The organism is Natronomonas gomsonensis (assembly GCF_024300825.1).
Lineage (GTDB): Archaea > Halobacteriota > Halobacteria > Halobacteriales > Haloarculaceae > Natronomonas > Natronomonas gomsonensis.
Window position 1 is genome coordinate 2,399,390 of the sequence record NZ_CP101323.1, and the last position, 16,018, is coordinate 2,415,407.

General features: G+C 66.0%; 15 protein-coding genes and 1 tRNA gene. 9 read left to right on the top strand and 7 right to left on the bottom strand.

Going from position 1 to position 16,018, the window contains the following annotated elements; all coding sequences use genetic code 11:
• Positions 1–15: 15 nt before the first annotated feature.
• From NMP98_RS12735 to NMP98_RS12750, 4 genes are read left to right on the top strand one after another with little or no spacing between them, the layout of a single operon-like run.
• Positions 16–867, top strand: a complete 852-nt coding sequence (locus NMP98_RS12735; RefSeq protein ID WP_254858124.1) for a CBS domain-containing protein — start codon at positions 16–18, stop codon at positions 865–867.
• Positions 864–2,600, top strand: a complete 1,737-nt coding sequence (glyS, locus tag NMP98_RS12740) for a glycine--tRNA ligase (RefSeq protein ID WP_254858126.1) — start codon at positions 864–866, stop codon at positions 2,598–2,600. The genes NMP98_RS12735 and glyS overlap by 4 nt, the downstream gene beginning before the upstream one ends.
• 48 nt (positions 2,601–2,648) lie before the next feature.
• Positions 2,649–3,197, top strand: coding sequence for a cation:proton antiporter regulatory subunit (locus tag NMP98_RS12745; protein WP_254858128.1), 549 nt, complete (start codon positions 2,649–2,651; stop codon positions 3,195–3,197).
• Between the two features lie 2 nt (positions 3,198–3,199).
• The gene (locus tag NMP98_RS12750) at positions 3,200–4,408 is read left to right on the top strand and encodes a cation:proton antiporter (RefSeq protein WP_254858130.1); all 1,209 of its coding nucleotides are present in this window, start codon (positions 3,200–3,202) and stop codon (positions 4,406–4,408) included.
• Positions 4,409–4,469: 61 nt separating this feature from the next.
• Here the strand turns inward: NMP98_RS12750 and eif1A are convergent, their stop codons facing one another.
• Entirely contained in the window at positions 4,470–4,754 is a 285-nt protein-coding gene (eif1A, locus tag NMP98_RS12755; protein ID WP_268105271.1) for a translation initiation factor eIF-1A, read from the bottom strand.
• A 142-nt stretch (positions 4,755–4,896) separates the two neighbouring features.
• On the opposite strand from eif1A, the gene NMP98_RS12760 reads away from it, so the two are divergent.
• Complete coding sequence (locus NMP98_RS12760; protein ID WP_254858132.1) at positions 4,897–7,356, top strand: DEAD/DEAH box helicase; 2,460 nt, start codon at positions 4,897–4,899, stop codon at positions 7,354–7,356.
• Position 7,357: 1 nt separating this feature from the next.
• Here NMP98_RS12760 and NMP98_RS12765 read toward each other — a convergent pair whose 3' ends face one another.
• Positions 7,358–8,506 carry an MBL fold metallo-hydrolase gene (locus NMP98_RS12765; RefSeq protein WP_254858134.1) on the bottom strand — a complete coding sequence of 383 codons (1,149 nt, stop codon included), beginning with the start codon at positions 8,504–8,506 and terminating at the stop codon, positions 7,358–7,360.
• Between the two features lie 84 nt (positions 8,507–8,590).
• Between NMP98_RS12765 and NMP98_RS12770 the strand changes: the two genes are divergently transcribed.
• Both NMP98_RS12770 and NMP98_RS12775 read left to right on the top strand, forming a co-directional pair.
• Positions 8,591–9,223, top strand: coding sequence for a rubrerythrin family protein (locus NMP98_RS12770; RefSeq protein ID WP_254858137.1), 633 nt, complete (start codon positions 8,591–8,593; stop codon positions 9,221–9,223).
• 75 nt (positions 9,224–9,298) lie between these two features.
• Positions 9,299–10,243, top strand: coding sequence for a hypothetical protein (locus tag NMP98_RS12775; RefSeq protein ID WP_254858138.1), 945 nt, complete (start codon positions 9,299–9,301; stop codon positions 10,241–10,243).
• A gap of 4 nt (positions 10,244–10,247) precedes the next feature.
• On the opposite strand, the gene NMP98_RS12780 is transcribed toward NMP98_RS12775, so the two are convergent.
• The 5 genes from NMP98_RS12780 to NMP98_RS19465 all read right to left on the bottom strand — a co-directional run bounded on the left by NMP98_RS12780 (position 10,248) and on the right by NMP98_RS19465 (position 13,420).
• Positions 10,248–10,934 carry an Sjogren's syndrome/scleroderma autoantigen 1 family protein gene (locus tag NMP98_RS12780; RefSeq protein ID WP_254858139.1) on the bottom strand — a complete coding sequence of 229 codons (687 nt, stop codon included), beginning with the start codon at positions 10,932–10,934 and terminating at the stop codon, positions 10,248–10,250.
• Positions 10,935–10,971: 37 nt separating this feature from the next.
• Positions 10,972–12,324 carry an APC family permease gene (locus tag NMP98_RS12785; RefSeq protein WP_254858141.1) on the bottom strand — a complete coding sequence of 451 codons (1,353 nt, stop codon included), beginning with the start codon at positions 12,322–12,324 and terminating at the stop codon, positions 10,972–10,974.
• Between the two features lie 90 nt (positions 12,325–12,414).
• A tRNA-Lys gene (locus NMP98_RS12790) sits at positions 12,415–12,488 on the bottom strand.
• Positions 12,489–12,528: 40 nt separating this feature from the next.
• Positions 12,529–13,182: a DUF7119 family protein gene (locus tag NMP98_RS12795; protein ID WP_254858143.1), complete on the bottom strand. Its 654-nt coding sequence runs from the start codon at positions 13,180–13,182 to the stop codon at positions 12,529–12,531.
• A 103-nt stretch (positions 13,183–13,285) separates the two neighbouring features.
• Positions 13,286–13,420 (bottom strand): DUF8595 family protein, encoded by a 135-nt coding sequence (locus NMP98_RS19465; protein WP_268105272.1) that lies wholly within the window; start codon positions 13,418–13,420, stop codon positions 13,286–13,288.
• Between the two features lie 308 nt (positions 13,421–13,728).
• On the opposite strand from NMP98_RS19465, the gene NMP98_RS12800 reads away from it, so the two are divergent.
• Positions 13,729–14,070, top strand: coding sequence for a DUF8134 family protein (locus NMP98_RS12800; protein ID WP_254858145.1), 342 nt, complete (start codon positions 13,729–13,731; stop codon positions 14,068–14,070).
• A 102-nt stretch (positions 14,071–14,172) separates the two neighbouring features.
• Positions 14,173–15,921, top strand: a complete 1,749-nt coding sequence (locus NMP98_RS12805; protein ID WP_254858147.1) for a nitrite/sulfite reductase — start codon at positions 14,173–14,175, stop codon at positions 15,919–15,921.
• The last annotated feature ends 97 nt before the right edge of the window (positions 15,922–16,018 follow it).

A 16,018-nucleotide genomic window follows, 5' to 3' on the forward strand; every position in this document is an offset into this window, starting at 1 on the left:
GGATACTCCGTGGGTATGAACGTTGCAGACGCGATGACGCCCCGGTCGGAGGTCGTGACTGTCGAAATCCCCGGTACCCGAGAGGACGTTCTGGAGTACCTCCAAGACCGCGGGTTCTCGTCGGTCCCGATTATCAAATCGACCGACGATGGCGAGGTGTTTCGGGGCCTCGTCACGCGGGAGTCGCTCATCGAACAGCCCGACGAAGACCAGTTGGCGATTCTGGTTCGAGAGGTGCCGACCATCGGGTCGTCGGCGACGCTGACCGAGGTGGCCGAGTTGGTCGTCGACTCCGGTGAGCGCCGCGTCCCAGTCGTCGACGACGGCGAGTTGGTCGGTATCGTCACCGTCACGGACATCGTCCGGGCCATCGCCGAGGGCGAGGAGGACGGCGACACCACCGTTGGCGGCCTCGCGACCCGTGAAGTAAACACCGTCTACGAGGGAACGCCGCTGACGGTCGCAGAGCGGGAACTCTCCTACGCCGACGTGCCCTACGCCGTCGTGTTGGACGAGTCGGGCGCGCTCAGCGGGATGCTCACCGAGGTCGACGTCATCGAGGTCGCACGCGTCGTCCAAGGCGAGACCGACCCCGGCGACGCCGTCGCCAATCAGGACGACGAGTGGATGTGGGAGGGAATCAAGGCCGTTGGAAGCCGCGCGGTTCCGACGCTGAACGTCGAGATTCCCACCGACCCCGTCTCGGAGTTCATGACCGCCGACCTCGTGACCGTCTCCCGGTCGAAGACGGCCCGTGACGCTGCCCAACTGATGATTTCCAACGACATCGAGCAGATTCCGCTCGTCTCCGGCGACGAACTGGTCGGTGTGGTCCGGGACGTCGACCTCTTGGAGGCGCTCGTATGACCGAGTTGGACGACCTCGCGGAGTTGGCCAAGCGCCGTGGCTTCTTCTTCCCGTCGAACGAGGCCTACGGCGGCACGGCCGGTTTCTACACCTACGGTCCGGAGGGCGCGGCGCTGAAGCGCAACCTCGAGGACACCTGGCGCGACATCTTCGTCCGCGAGGAGGGTCACATGGAGTTGGAGGCACCGACCGTGATGCCCGAGGCTGTCTTCGAGGCCTCGGGACACCTCGACGGCTTCGACGACATGATAATCGAGTGTGTCGAGTGTGGGTCGACCCACCGCGCCGACCACCTCGTCGAGGACGCCGTCGAAGACATCGAGGACGCCGAGGCGTACGACCCCGAGGCGGTGGCCGAACTCATCGCCGACCACGGCATCGAGTGTCCCTCCTGTGGCGCGCCGCTGGCCGACACGGACGTCGAGGAGTTCAACCTCATGTTCGGCACGAACATCGGCCCCGGGTCGTCGTCGCCGGGGTATCTCCGGCCCGAAACCGCACAGGGCATCTTCGTCGAGTTCCCCCGACTGAAGGAGTACGCCCGCAATCAGTTGCCGTTCGGCGTCGCCCAAATCGGCCGTGCCTACCGCAACGAGATTTCGCCGCGGCGGGCGCTCGTCCGTGTTCGGGAGTTCACGCAAGCCGAACTGGAGCACTTCATCGACCCTGAAACCGACGAGCCGCCGCTTGAGCGCGTCGCGGACGTCGAGGTGCCGCTGTACTCCGCCGAAGCACAGAACGCCGACGACGGCGGCGTCGAGGCCTACACCGTCGGCGAAGCCGTCGAGGAGGGCGTCATCGGCAGCGAGTGGGTTGCCTACTACCTCGGCCGGGCGATGGACTTCTACGAGCGAATCGGCATCGACATGGAGCGGTTCCGCTATCGCCAGCACCTCACGGGCGAGCGGGCACACTACGCCGCCGACTGCTGGGACGCCGAGACCGAGTTGGGCGGCAACTGGGTCGAGGTGACCGGCTTCGCCTACCGCTCGGACTACGACCTCTCGAAACACGGCGAGTACTCCGGCGAGGACTTCACGCTGTTCCGGCAGTACGACGAACCGAAGACCGTAGAGCGGGCGACGGTCGACCCCGACATGAGCTATCTCGGCCCCGAGTTCGGCGGTGCGGCCGGTGACGTAGCCGACGCCCTGGCGGCGCTTGCTGGTCGGGACCGCTCGGCGTTCGACGGCGAGGAGGTCACTGTCGAGGTCGACGGCGAGTCCTACACCGTCCCCGTCGAGAAGACCGGCTTTTCTGTCGAAGAACAGACCGAGGCCGGCGAGCACATCACGCCGCACGTCGTCGAACCCTCCTTCGGCGTCGGCCGCCTCGTCTACAGCGTCCTCATCCATCGCCACGGCACCGACGAGGTCGACGGCGAACAGCGGGCGTTCCTCGATTTGCCCGCCGACATCGCGCCGACGACGGTCGCCGTCTTCCCGCTGATGACGAAGGACGGCCTCGACGACCGCGCCGAGGAGTTGGCCCACGAACTCCGCGAAAGTGGCTTCGAGGTCGCCTACGACGACACCGGCAACATCGGCCGTCGGTACCGCCGACAGGACGAGGTCGGCACCCCCTACTGCGTGACCGTCGACTACGAGACGCTGGAGGACGGCACGGTGACGGTTCGGGAACGGGACTCAACGGACCAGACCCGCGTCGCCGTCGAGGACTTGTCCGACGCGCTTCGGCGACTGGTCAGCGGTGCGACGCTCGCGGAACTGTAGCCCGGGACTGACCTACACCTTTTATTGACCACGGACCGACGACCGGGTATGACCGTCTACGAGTCGGACTTGCCGGGCGTCGGCAAGAAGTTCGAAATCGAAATCGACGACGACGAACAGCTCGTTGTCGTCACCCACAACACCGGTAAGCGGGAGGTGTTCCGCCGACGAGGCGAGGAGGACTCCGAGAAACTGTTCGAACTCTCGGACCGACTGGCCAGACAGGTGGGGACGATTCTGGAGGGCGCGTACTTCCAGCCGGTCGCCACCGAGACGACCGAGACGATGCTCGACGAGGACACGCTGTTCGAGTGGGTCGCCGTCGCCGAGGGGTCGGAGTTGGTCGACAAGACGCTAGCGGAAGTCGACTTCCGGGAGACGACCGGCACGTCCGTCGTCGCAATCCAGCGCGACGACGAGACAGAATCCAACCCCAATGCGGACACCACCATCCGGGCAGGGGATACGCTGGTCATCATCGGCGCCCGCGACGCCTGTGACCGCGTTGAGCGACTGGCCGCCGGGACTGACACGGCCGGCGAGGATGCCGCGGCGGCGGCCGACGAATCCGGCGACGACGCAGACACGGACGCCTGACGATGGCGGCGCTGTTGTTCGAGGCGGGTGTGATGTTTAGCGTTCTCGCCGTCGCCGGGGCGGTCGCACACCGCATCGACCTGTCGGTCATCCCGTTTTACGTCGTCTCCGGGGTGCTCGTCAGTCCGTACGTCTTCGGGGCGCTCGGCCTGCCCGCCCTACAGGACCAGGAGTTCATCACGCTGTTGGCGGAGTTCGGTATCGTCTTCCTTCTGTTCTTTCTCGGCCTAGAATTCAGCCTCGACCGACTGCTCGAATCGAAGGAGAACATCGGGAAAGCCGGCGCGCTGGACCTCGCGGTCAATCTCCCCATCGGCGTTGCCATCGGTCTCGCCTTGGGATGGTCGGTTCTGGAGGCGTTCGTCCTCGGCGGCATCGTCTACATCTCCTCGTCGGCGGTCATCACGAAATCGCTCATCGATTTGGGGTGGATCGCAAACGACGAGGCCCAACCGATGCTCGGGACGCTCGTCTTCGAGGACCTGTTCATCGCCTTCTACCTCGCCGTGCTGTCTGCGGTGATACTCGGCGGTGGGACGTTCATCGAGGTGCTCCAGCAGGTCGCAATCGCGATGGGCTTTCTGGCCGTCCTCGTGGGCGCGGTCTACTTCGGGTCGGCGTACTTCGAGGCGTTTCTCGACGTCGATTCCCAGGAGATGTTCGTCATCCGGGCCGTCGCCATCACCGTCCTCGTCGCCGGCGGCGCGCTCGCCCTCGGCGTCAGCGAGGCCGTCGCTGCCTTCTTCATCGGCATGGGCTTTTCGGGGACCGACCACCTTCACGACCTCGAACGGCGACTCATCCCGCTCAGGGACGTGTTCGCGGCCGTCTTCTTCTTCTGGATAGGGCTCAACACCGACCCGACCGTCTTCGGGAGTGTGGCGATTGCCGGCCTCCTCGCCGTGTTAGTCGTCGCGACGACGCCGACGAAACTCCTGACGGGCTTTCTCAGCGGCCGTATCTACGGTCTCGACGACCGCCGTAGCGTCCGAGTCGGCTGTGGGATGGTCACTCGGGGGGAGTTCTCGCTCATCATCGCGGCGCTGGCGGCCGGCTCCGGCGGCTCGGTCGTGCTGACCGAGACGATTCCCTCCGTGGCCGTCGGCTACGTCCTCGTGATGAGCATCCTCGGGACGCTGTTCATGCAGTACGCCGGCCTGTTCGAACGGTTTGTCGTCAGTGAGGAGCCAGCGCCCGCCGGCGCGGACTGACCGCTCGTGGCGTCGTATCGTCGGAACGAAACATCCGGCGCGGGCGCGCCGAGTCGAAAATTCAGTCGATGTGGCCTTCGCGACGCAGTTGGGCGGCGTCTTGCCCGTCGTAGCGCCATTCGACGTCCGCCTTCTCGTCTTGGAACGACCACGGCTCGATGAGAACCACGTCGTCCTTGTTGACCCACGTCCGGAAGCGCATGCGACCGGGAATCCGGCCCATTCGCTCCTTGCCGTCGTTACACCGGAGGCGCACGCGGCGGCCACCCAGCATCTCGGTTACGACGGCGAACATCTCGTCTTCCCCCGGCATCCGGAGGTTCTTACGTTGTGTCTCTTCTGTCACAGTATAAATAGACTCTCTGAACGTTTAAACCGTCGGATTTTTCGTGGTACGGCGTCGCAACGCACGCCCCCGGCCGGCGGTCGGTTTACTTTCACCGCGCTGGCCGAACCCTTATCCGCCGAAACGACGAACTCCGGGGTAGATGGCGACAGCGACGGACGGCCCGGAGTACATCGAGGGGCCGATGCTGGAAGACGGCCTCCTCGAGAAGCGCCGCTACCAGCTCCGGCTGGCCGACACCGCGACACGCGACCACACCCTCGTCTGTCTGCCGACGGGACTCGGCAAGACGGCCGTGAGCCTGCTCGTCACCGCCGAGCGGCTGGCCGACCACGGCGGTAAGTCCCTGTTGCTCGCGCCGACGAAGCCGCTCGTCCAACAGCACGCCGACTTCTACCGGGAGGCACTGGCTGTCGACGACGAAGAAGTGGTCGTCTTCACCGGAGACGTACGGCCCGACGACCGCGCCGAGTTGTGGGAATCGGCGAAAGTGGTCTGTGCGACCCCGCAGGTCGTCGAGAACGACCTCGTCGGCAACCGCGTCTCGCTGGCCGACGTGACACACATCACCTTCGACGAGTGTCACCGCGCGACCGGCGGCTACGCCTACAACTACATCGCCGAGCGCTACCACGAGGACGCCGAGGACCCGCTGGTGACCGGCATGAGCGCCTCGCCGGGCGGCGACAAGGAGGAAATCCTCACCGTCTGTGACAACCTCGGACTGCGGGAGGTGGCGGTGATGACCGAAGACGACGCCGACGTGGCCGAACACACCCACGACACCAGCGTCGAGTGGGAGCGCGTCGAACTCCCCGAGACGGTCATCGAGATTCGGGACGCACTCAACGAGGTGATTTCCGAACGGCTGGAGAAACTCAAGCAACTGGGCGTCACCAACTCGACGGACCCGAGTATGTCCCAGACGCAGTTGAACGCCATCCGGGCGAAACTGCAGGACCTCATCCACAACGACGACGGTGACGGCTACAAAGGGATGTCCGCCCACGCCGAGATAATGAAACTCCGACGGGCCGTCGAGTTGGTCGAAACCCAGAGCGTCGAATCGTTGCGCCGGTACTTCGAGCGCCAGCGGGACGCCGCCCGCTCCTCTGGAGCCTCGAAGGCGAGCCAGCGGTTCGTGAGCGAACCCAAGGTCAAAAACGCGATGCGGAAAGCCGAGGCCTTCGAGGACCTCCATCCGAAGTTCCGGCGGACGCGCATCCTCCTGGCCCAGACGCTGGGCATCGAGGACGGCGAACGCGTCATCGTGTTCACCGAATCTAGGGACACCGCCGAGACGCTGACGGAGTTCCTCGGCGAGCACTTCACCACCGAACGGTTCGTCGGGCAGGGCGACAAGGAAGGTTCCGACGGGATGACCCAGAAAGAACAGAAGGAGACCCTCGACGCCTTCCGGAACGGCGAGTTCGAGGTGCTCGTCTCCACCAGCGTCGCCGAGGAGGGACTGGACGTTCCCGACGTGGACCTCGTGTTGTTCTACGAACCCGTCCCGAAGGGTATCCGCTCCATCCAGCGGAAGGGCCGCACCGGCCGCGCCAGCGATGGCCGTGTGGTCGTCCTTCTCGCCGAGGACACCCGCGACGAGGCGTTCTTCTGGATTTCCCGCAACGAGGAGAAGAAGATGGAGGAGGAACTCCGGAAACTGAAGAACATGGAGGGCGAAATCGAGTCCGAAATCGCCCAACAGACCGGGTTGGCGGAGTTCGAGGACGCGGCAGGCGAAGGGGAGAACAACGATGGCGAGGACGGCGGGACGGAAGCCGACGCCGAAACCGCCGACCCAACCGACGACGGGGACGGACAGGCCGGCCTCACCGACTTCGCCGGCGAGGTAGCCGACAGCGAAGAAGACGGCGAGGACGAAGACGACACCGAACCGGAGGGGACCGTCGCAACGGCCGAACCGGACGGCGAGACGGTCGAAATCGTCGCCGACCAGCGCGAACTCGACTCCCACATCGCCCGGGACCTCTCGACGCGGGACGGTATCGAGACGCGACTGGAGACGCTCGAAGTCGGCGACTACGTCCTTTCCGACCGCGTGGTCGTCGAGCGCAAATCCGTCGAGGACTTCCTCGATACGCTCGTCGGCGGCGACCGCTCGATGTTCGAGCAGGTCGGCGCGGCCGCCCGCTACTATGCCCGACCGGTCGTCATCATCGAGGGCGACCGACTGTACGAGGCCCGCAACGTCCACCCGAACGCGATTCGGGGGGCGCTCGCGTCGCTGGCGGTCGACTTCGGCGCGAGCGTGATGCAGACCACAGACGAAGAAGAGACCGCAGACTTACTGGAGGTCATCGCCACGCGCGAACAGGAGACCGACGACCGCACCGTCTCGGTCCACGGCGAGAAGGGCGGCAAGACGCTGACCGAACAGCAGGAGTACGTCGTCGGCTCTATCGCGGAGGTCGGACCCATTACCGCTCGGGCGCTGTTGGAACACTTCGGTAGCGTCGAGGGTGTGATGACCGCCGAGGAGGACGACCTGCTCGAAGTCGAGGGTGTCGGCGCGGTGACCGCCGAGCGGATTCGGGAAGTGACCGGCACGGCGTACGCCGACCGCCGCGAGGAATGAATCAGTCGGCCGTCACGGCGCAGTTGTTCGGCCCGAGTTCCAACTCGAAGGCGTCGTCGTCCGCGACGGTCTCGCGGCCGAGATTCGCCGCGATGATGCGCTCGAAGTTCGCTGGCGGGGCTCCCATCGAACCCAGTACCCGCTCGACGAACGTCTCGCGTGACTCCGAGAAAACGGAGAGGCGCTCCCGAAGGTCGCCGAGTCGTGCGGTGTAGGTGCTGTCGTCGGCCGGCTCTGTCCCGGGTGGGACGTGACCCGGCGCGACGACCGTCTCGTCGGGCAACGGCGCGAGGCGTTCGGTGAGCGTCTCGTGGAGCGTTCGGGCGAACTCGGGGGCGGACTCGTCGCCCTTCTGGAGGTCGGGGCGGGGGGCGCCGTCGAGGAAGAGCGAATCTCCCGACAACAGCAGGTCGTCGACGAGCAGCGACACCGCGCCCGTGGTGTGGCCGGGTGTCGAGCGCACCTCGACGGTGTGGTCGCCGAGGTCAATCCGGTCGCCGTCGGCAACCGTCTCGACCTCGTAGGTGACGCCGCGGTCGGCCGCCGTCTCCGAGAGGTATGCCGTTGCCCCCGTCGCCCCGGCGACGTGTCGGAGGCCGCTGACGTGGTCTGCGTGGACGTGCGTATCGAGGACGCCTTCGACCGAAGCGCCCTCGGCTTCCGCATCGGCGGCGTAGCGGTCGGCGAACACCCGCAGCGGGTCGACGACGAACGCCTCCTCGCCGGAGACGACGAGGTAGCCGAGACAACCGCTTGCGGGTCGGTGGTACTGATACACCGTCGCCGCCGTCGCGTCGCCGGCAATTCGCTGTCGGCGGTACACCCGTGCCCAGCCGTGCATGCCGCCGGCGAGATTGACCGCGTCGACGCCGGCGTCAGTCAGCATGTCCGCAACCTCGGCGCTGGCCTCCCCGCGGGGGCAGACGACGACGTAGGACTCCTCGAGGTCGACTAACTCCTCGATTCCGCCGGTCGCTTGGGCGCTGAGGAACTTCATGTACGGGACGTTCACCGATTCGATGCTCGGTCCCTCGATTCGCCACTCGCCGACCTCCTCTCGGTTCCGCACGTCGAGGAGGACGACCCGTCGTCGGGACTCGATGCGGTCGGCGAGGGCCTCCGGAGCGATTTCACTCGCGGTGTCGGACATGCCTCACTCTACGTGTTTCGGGGGCATAAACCGACCCGCTGGCACGCCGAGGAGTTATTTGTGCGTGGGACACCCACACACTGCATGGACAGTTCCGAGTTCATCGACCGGGTCCGGGCGGACAACGAGACGGCGCTGGACCGCCTCGGCTCCGAGAAGGCACTCGTCGCGACGACGCGGGCCGCACTGGACCGCGAGACGGTGCTCGAAACCGCCGCCGAAGCGGAGGCCCGCGCCGCGGCGACGTTCGAGACGTGGGCCGACGACGAAGCGGACGACGAGGCCCGGGCGGCGTTTGCCGAGGCGGGCGACCGCGAGCGCGACCACTCCGAGCGAGTGTCCGCGCTTGGCGAGGTGGGCGCTGTGAACCCGTCCCCCGACGACCTCCACGAGCACCTCCGGGGACTCGACGATACCGTCGCCCGCGTCGGTGCGGGACTGGTCGCTCGACCGCTTGTGGCCTCCCGAAGCCTCCTGCAGGTCATCAACTTCTTCGTCAACGAAGGTGACAACGCCGCCGCCGAGACGTTCCGTGACCTCCGGGCCGAAACCGACGAACAGGTCGAGACCGGCGCGGCGCTGTTGGACGCGGTGTGTGAAAGCGACGACGACCGGAAGCGCGCCGCGGTGGCCGCCGGCGAGGCCATCGACGCCGCTTACGCCGAGTATGCCGACAGTCTCGATTCGCTGGGCATCGACCCCAAGCCCGTCTGTTGAGTCCCACATACTGGTCCGATTATCGGTGGCTGTACTCGCCCGTGGTTTGAAGGCCGCTCTCGTCCGATATCGACCATGTCCCTCCAATCGAATCGCCGAACGTGGGGTCGCTCTACCCGCCCGGTCGCGGCCGAACTCGCCGCCGTCATCGTAGCGCTCGTAGCGTTATCGGTCTGGCAGTACGTCGCGCGGGAGTTCCTCATCCCGGCTGTCGGATTCGCCCCCGGCGGCCCCGGATTTGAGGCCGTCGACAGCCTCCTCGTCGCGGGCGGTATCACCGGGGGACTGCTCCTCGTCGGCGTCGTCGCGGTGGTCGTCGTCTACACGAGGGTCAGGAACGTGGCCGTCGGCATCGCCCTCCCGTCGACCGATAGCGTGCCGACCGTCGTCGCCGCGGTGCTGGCCCCGGTTGCCCTCGTCACCGCGACGAAGCTAGTCGGCACTCTCACAGGGACCACATACAGTGCGCTTCTCTTGCGGAGTTACGGACCCGCGGCGACGGTCGAGCATTTCGTCTCGATGACGATTCTGACGCTGTTCGTCGGCGTTCCGACGCTCGTTCTCGTCTGTCAGGTGCTGGTCCAGGGGAGCGTTCGCCGCGTCGTCGACGGCGACACCGCCGTCGCGCTCACGACGCTGGTCGGTGGGTTCCTCCTCGTCGACGCCTCCGGTGGCCTCGATGTACTCCCGGAGTTCGGGCGAACCGTCGGTGCCGGACTGTTCGTCGCCGCCATCGCCGTGGCGCTGTACGGAACCGAGCGTTTCGAGCGTTCGTGGGTTCGATACCTGTCGGTCCTCCCGGTCGCGATACTCCTCGGAGGGACGGTCGTCGCCGGCATCGCGGCCGTCGAAACGGTTCCCGCAGTGCTGTTCGTCGGCGTGAAACTCGCCGTCATCGGCGTCGCGGCCTCCACCTACGACCGAACGGACTCACTGCTGGTTCCGGCGGTGGTCTACGCGAGTTTCCTCGCGAGCAGCGAAGCGGTCGTCTACGTCTTCGAAATCGGCGTTCAGAGCTAGGGAGTCAGAGCAGTCGGAGTTCTCGAAGCGTCTCGGTCGCCTCGCGGGCGGCGGCAAAGAGGTCGCGTTTCCGACCCACGTCTCGTGTTTCCTCGGCCCGTCGGGTCAGGTTGGTTATCTCGCGGACGAGCGCCGCCTCCGCCTCCCCGAGGTCGCCACCCTCCGATTCGGTTGCCGAGCGCTCGCGGCGGGCCGGCGGGTCGACGCGGGCGGGCCGTCGGTCGCGAGCGGGTGCCGGGCGCGTCTCCTCGGTCGCCTGTGTTTCCGTGGGCTGTCGCGTTTCGGTGGGCCGGTCGTCGTCCGGTTCCTGTTCCGGTGTATCGGCCGTCTCCGTTCGCTCGACGCCGGCGTCCACCTCGCCCTCGGCACTCGCAGTGTCGTCGGCCTCCGTCTCCTCGTCGGTGGCCGCCTGAGCGTCGGCCGACTCGGCCGCCGCGGGCGCCTCGCCGTCGGCGCCCGCCTCGTCGGCGAACTCGCCGTCCTCGGTGACCTCACGCTGGCAGGTCGGACAGAACTCCTTGCCGTCGTAGCGGAACACCGGAGAGTGACACTCCGGGCAGTGGCGGTTCGTCATCGTCGCGCCCTGCAACAGGAGTTCGCTCATCCGCTCTGAGGCCTCCCGCTTCTGTTTGTCGCGCTCGAACTGCTCGCGCAGTTTCTCGCGCTCGGCTTCGCGGTCGAAGTCGCTCATACCCGGACACACGCGACTGCACCGGAAAAGAACTGCGCTAGGACTCGTGGTCGTGGAGCCGCCGCATCCGCTCTGGGAGGTCGACACCCTCCCGTCGGAAGCGCCGAACCCGAAGCCGGAAGACGACCCATCCCAGACAGAGCCACCCGAAGACGACCGCTCCTATCCACGGGAGTTCGGTGAGCAGCGCGACCCACAACACCACCGCCGAGAGGACGCTGCCGACGGCCGTCACCCGGAGCAACGGCAACGGAAGCCGGTACAGCGAGTACTCGTAGCGTTGGGGGAACAGTTTCGGGAGATTCCACAGCGCCAGCCCGCCGACGAAGACGGCAAACAGAATGGCGAGCGACAGCGAAATCGAGAGGACGACCGGCGACGGGGTGACCGGGACCAGGAGAATCGGCGGCACGCCGAGCAGCAGCACCGACCGGTGTGGGGTGTCGAATCGGTCGCCGAGCGTCGCGAATGCCTCGGGAATCACGTCGTCGCGGGCCGCACGCATGATGGTTCGGGAGTAACTGGCGAAGGTGGTGTTGACGGAGGTGAGCGACCCCAACAGCGCGGCGGCGACGACCAAGCCGACGAGTGGCGCCGGGAGGAACCGACCGGCGACGGCGGCGACAGCGGCGTCGAGTTGGTCGACCCCGCGCCAGCCGGCGACGCCGACGAAGACGGCCAACAGCGCGACCATGAGCGTCAGTCCGATGGCCGCCGAGAGCACGAGAACCCGCGGGATGTTCTCCGCCGGGTTCTCGATTTCCTCGCCGATTTCGATGACCATGCTGAACCCCCGTAACGGGAAGTGCAGCGAGACGACGGCGACGACGAACGGGCCGAATCCGTTCGGAAACGGCGGCGTGAAGTTGCCAGCGTCGACGTAGAACGCGCCGGGGACCACGAACGCGAGGATGCCGGCGACGAGGACGGCGACCATCGCCATCTGGAGCCACGCGACAACCCGGATGCCGACGACGTTGATGACGAGAAAGACAAGCAGGATGGCGTACATCAGCCCCTCCTGTGGAATCTGGAAGAAGTAGCCGACGTACTCGGCGAAGCCGTTGGCGGTGAACAACAGCCCCGCCCACACGCCGGGGACGACCATCCACGGCGTCGCAAATCCCCAAAACGGTGTGACGAGCCGTGAGCCGTACACGTACGTGCCGCCGGCGACCGGAATCGCACCGCCCAACTGGAGAATCGTCAGCAGGCTAAAAACGAGTGGAATGCCGGCCAGAAGCATCGCGAAGACGACGCTGGGACCGGTATCGGCTGCCAGCGGCGCCGCGAGGACGAAGATGGCGATGCCGATGACGTTGCCAACCACGAGCCCCGTCGCGCCGAGGAGCCCGACTCGCTGGTCGATGACTCCGTGCTCGGTAGACATTGACAGCCGAGAACATCGCGGCGATGGGGTAACCGTACCGCCTCCATACGCCGGTCGTTTATGCTAGCGCATCACTCCTCGTAGAAATCACGGGCCGAGAGGGATTTGAACCCCCGGCCATCTGGTTAAAAGCCAGATGCTCTGCCGGACTGAGCTATCGGCCCTCACGACCGACTTGCCGCGGTTCGCGGTAAATCCTTTCGATTATAGATACTCCTCGAGGGCCTCGGCGACGATGTCGCCGGGGTCGACCTCTTCGAGAGCGGCGTGGCGGCGGAGTTCCCGGTAGGTGTCCGGCGGGATGGACACCGACAACACTCCGAGGTCGATGCCCTCGGCGGCCAGGGCGTCCTCGACCGTGGCACCCCCGTTGACGCGGGAGGCGATGGCGCGGACCTCCCGGACGGTGAGGTCGTGGTCGAGCGCCGCCCACGCCAACAGGAACCGCGACTCCCCGGAGACACGGGCGATGTGTTTGGCGGCAGTGGGGGCGATTTCGCCCAGGGCGACGTGGCGGCGGATGGAGCGCGGCAGGTCGTGGACCCGGGCCCACTTGCGGATAAACGAGATGGTCGCCTCGCCGTCGGCTTCCTCGGCGGCGGCCTTGTACGAGCCGGTGCCGCGGACGAGAGCCGCACAGGCGGCCGCTCCCCGAAGCATGTAGACGTTGTCCTCGCTGCCGACGGTGTTGGTGGCGAACCGTCGGACGGTGTCTGCGGCCTCCGCGAGGCTTTCGGGGTCGTTGGGGTCGAACTGGACGGCGCTCTCGCCGGCGACGCGTGGGTCACGGCGGATGACCGGCTCGCCGACCGGCGACTCGCGGTCGGCCGGTGGGCCTCCGTCCGGGTCTCGATTCATTGCCCTGCGGTACGGCGACCGGGATGAAAAACGTCTCGGCGCTGTGTAGCACCCCTGCCAGCGCGATGCTCCGAGCCGCGACGTGACGAAACCGCCACGGACGTTACTCGTCGCTCTCGTCGCGCTCGTCCGACATGTGTTCCCAGATTTCGGTACAGCCGCAGCCGTCCTGTACGTCGTCGAGGTGGCTGGTGTCTATCGATTCGTCGTCCGGCGTCTCTTCGAGTTGCCTACTCATCGTGAATCCTCCTCGTACAGCTCGGGAGCCACGTCCGCAGAGGTGTGCTGACGCGTCCCCTCGCGCTGTCGGTCTGTCATCGTCGCTCTGTACAACAGGCATCCGTATAAGGGACTCTTAGCCCGTAATCCCTACCCGGGCTCCCATGTTGCGGACGGTACTGCCCCTTTCTCCGACGGCACTATTCGAACGAAACCGCAAGAAGGCGGCCGAATACGTCGCCGGAACACCGTCACCGAACTTCCGGACGCTCGGCAACGGCTGTGACGGTCGACGGCCTTACCCGCACGCGGGGTCTGTCTCCGGGTATGCCGACCTCCGTCCACCAGCTCGACGACGGCGCGTGGCTCAGCGTCAACGACGCCCGCGAGGTGAACGTCAGCGACCTCTGGTGGCTCGCCCGACAGGAGTTCTGTTCCTGTGAGATGGCCGATTTCCTCGCCGAGGGGTTCGTCGAAATCGGCGTCGACCACCCGAACGTCGAGGGCCGTATCGCCGGCCAGTGTATCGACTGCGGCGAGAGCGGCGTCACCGACTGGCTGACGCTCGGCCGGGTCGTCGACCCGGACTCCGGTCGGTTCTACGCCGTCGATACCACGAGCGTCCACGTCCCGGAGCGACGACGCCGACTGGCACGCCCGCCCGAGTAGTGGCGAATACGAGAAAGCGGAGATTTTCTCCGGAAGAGGTGAGACGCGGGGAGGCTTGACGAGAGGGGGCGTGGTATATGGATGGGAGCGTAGAGTACGGATATGCCGAGCAAGGTCGAGGGCTGGAAGGACGAGGTCTACGGGACGGAAATCCGAGACCACCTCCTCCAGTTCGCCGAAGAGGGGTGGAGTTCCATCCCCGAAGACGAACGTGACGCCTGGTTCGAGCGGTTCAAATGGTGGGGACTGTACCACCAGCGGAAGGGCCAGGAGTCGTACTTCATGATGCGCATCGGGACACCGAACGGTCGCCTGACGCCCGAACAACTCCGGGTCGTCGGCGAAATCGCAAAGGAGTACGCCACCGGACCGGTCGAGAACCCCGAGTTCGGCGACGCCTACTGTGACTGGACGACCAGACAGTCCATCCAACTCCACTGGATTCAACTGCAGGATATCCCCGACATCTTCGAGAAACTGGAGGCACACGACCTCTCGACGATTCAGGCCTGCGGCGACTCCTGGCGCAACATCGTCGGCTCGCCCGTCGCGGGCCGAGACGCCGACGAACACCTCAACGCCTGGCCCGTCATTCAGGAACTCCACGAGGAGTTCAAGGGCAACGACGATTTCTCGAATCTCCCCCGGAAGTGGAAGGTTTCGGTCACCGGCGACACCCGCGGCTCCGGACAGGGCGACATCAACGACCTCGCCTTCGAACCCGCGGTCAAGGAAATCGACGGCGAGGAAGTCAAGGGCTTCAACACGCTCGTCGGCGGCGGTCTCTCCCGGAAAGAGGAGCGCTTCGCCCGCGACATCGACGTGTTCGCCCGCCCCGAGAACGTCGCCGACGTGTCGGCTGGCATCTCGGCGCTGTTCCGCGACCACGGCGACCGCGAGGACCGCTTCAACGCCCGCATCAAGTTCCTCGTCGACGAGTGGGGTCCCGAGAAACTCCGCCGCGTCCTCCAAGAGGAGTACATGGAGTACGAACTCCCCACGGCGGGGGAGAACCTCCGCGAGCAGTACAACTACAACGCCGGCAAGGCCGACGAACCCGGCGACTACATCGGCGTCCACGAACAGAACGACGGCCAGTACTTCGTCGGACTCTCCGTGCTGGTCGGCCGCCAGTCGGCCGACGACGTCATCGAACTCGCGGACCTCGCCGAGGCGTACGGTTCGGAGATGATTGGCCTCACTCAGCGTCAGAACGTCATCGTCGCCGACATCGCCGAGGAGGACCTCGATGACTTCCTCGATGAACCGCTTCTGGAGGAGTACTCGCCGGACCCCCACCCGTTCATGCGTGGCTCTATCGCCTGTACGGGCACCGAGTACTGTTCGCTCTCCATCGTCGAGACGAAAAACCGGATGGTCCGCTACGCCCGGTGGCTCAAGGAGAACGTCGAGGTCCCCGACGGCGTCGAGGACTTCCACATCCACCTCTCGGGCTGTACGGCCTCCTGTGCCCAACCGCAAATCGCCGACATCTCCCTGCGCGGCATGAAGACGCGCAAAGACGGCGAACCCGTCGAAGCCTTCGACATCGGACTGGGTGGCGGCTTGGGCGAGAACCCGCAGTTCGCCGACTGGGTCGAGATGCGCGTCGCCGCCGACGAGATTCCGGGGTACATCGACAACCTGCTCCGGGTCTACGAGTCCGAACGCGAGGATGGTGAGTCCTTCCGTGATTTCATCGCCCGCCACGCAGACGACGAACTCAACGGAATGGCCGAACCGGAGGAGACCTCCTACGAGGACCCCTACCTCGGCAACACGAAGATGACGTGGTACCCCTACGCCGAAGACACCGAGATGGACGCGGCGCCGACGCCCGCCGACGACTAGCCCTTTCGTTTCTTCCAAATTTCTAAAACTGCAATAGAGGTTTTGAGGGGCGTTTTCGCGCCGTGATTACGTGCGCGCGTTTTAACTGACTCAAACG

What these genes read in the sequence shown, in the direction of transcription:
- NMP98_RS12780 (WP_254858139.1), bottom strand. Translation starts at nt 10,934, where the DNA reads ATGAGCGACTTCGACCGCGAAGCCGAGCGCGAGAAACTGCGCGAGCAG.
- NMP98_RS12770 (WP_254858137.1), top strand. Translation starts at nt 8,591, where the DNA reads ATGGACAGTTCCGAGTTCATCGACCGGGTCCGGGCGGACAACGAGACG.
- NMP98_RS12750 (WP_254858130.1), top strand. Translation starts at nt 3,200, where the DNA reads ATGGCGGCGCTGTTGTTCGAGGCGGGTGTGATGTTTAGCGTTCTCGCC.
- NMP98_RS12745 (WP_254858128.1), top strand. Translation starts at nt 2,649, where the DNA reads ATGACCGTCTACGAGTCGGACTTGCCGGGCGTCGGCAAGAAGTTCGAA.
- glyS (WP_254858126.1), top strand. Translation starts at nt 864, where the DNA reads ATGACCGAGTTGGACGACCTCGCGGAGTTGGCCAAGCGCCGTGGCTTC.
- NMP98_RS12795 (WP_254858143.1), bottom strand. Translation starts at nt 13,182, where the DNA reads ATGAATCGAGACCCGGACGGAGGCCCACCGGCCGACCGCGAGTCGCCG.
- NMP98_RS12805 (WP_254858147.1), top strand. Translation starts at nt 14,173, where the DNA reads ATGCCGAGCAAGGTCGAGGGCTGGAAGGACGAGGTCTACGGGACGGAA.
- NMP98_RS12760 (WP_254858132.1), top strand. Translation starts at nt 4,897, where the DNA reads ATGGCGACAGCGACGGACGGCCCGGAGTACATCGAGGGGCCGATGCTG.
- NMP98_RS12735 (WP_254858124.1), top strand. Translation starts at nt 16, where the DNA reads ATGAACGTTGCAGACGCGATGACGCCCCGGTCGGAGGTCGTGACTGTC.
- NMP98_RS12765 (WP_254858134.1), bottom strand. Translation starts at nt 8,506, where the DNA reads ATGTCCGACACCGCGAGTGAAATCGCTCCGGAGGCCCTCGCCGACCGC.
- NMP98_RS12800 (WP_254858145.1), top strand. Translation starts at nt 13,729, where the DNA reads ATGCCGACCTCCGTCCACCAGCTCGACGACGGCGCGTGGCTCAGCGTC.
- NMP98_RS12785 (WP_254858141.1), bottom strand. Translation starts at nt 12,324, where the DNA reads ATGTCTACCGAGCACGGAGTCATCGACCAGCGAGTCGGGCTCCTCGGC.
- NMP98_RS12775 (WP_254858138.1), top strand. Translation starts at nt 9,299, where the DNA reads ATGTCCCTCCAATCGAATCGCCGAACGTGGGGTCGCTCTACCCGCCCG.
- NMP98_RS19465 (WP_268105272.1), bottom strand. Translation starts at nt 13,420, where the DNA reads ATGAGTAGGCAACTCGAAGAGACGCCGGACGACGAATCGATAGACACC.